This window comes from Shewanella sp. 8A (assembly GCF_023475945.1).
Taxonomy (GTDB): Bacteria; Pseudomonadota; Gammaproteobacteria; order Enterobacterales; family Shewanellaceae; genus Shewanella; species Shewanella xiamenensis.
Genome location: NZ_JAMDJP010000135.1, coordinates 1 through 223 on the forward strand (window position 1 = coordinate 1; position 223 = coordinate 223).

The window sequence follows — 223 nt, forward strand, 5'->3', positions numbered from 1 at the left end:
AGATCAAGCAGGAAATAGCACTTCTGGGCAAGATCAGGCCAGACTGACAGATTCAGCAGATGACAGCAAAACTGTCGTTGAGGACACCGTCGCCAGCGGCAACGTGTTAACCAACGATGAAGCGGGCAATACCAGCGTGGTCAGCTTCACCGTCGCCGGCAGCAGTGTGGTGCATAACGCCGGCAGCAGCGTCGTGCTGACAGGCGGCACCTTAGTGCTCAAT

Annotated in this window: 1 protein-coding gene; it reads left to right on the top strand. The window is 56.5% G+C overall.

Features of this window, described 5'->3' with window-relative positions; all coding sequences use genetic code 11:
* On the top strand, positions 1–223 hold a 223-nt coding region (locus tag M0413_RS22880; protein ID WP_249555768.1), incomplete at both ends, for a hypothetical protein.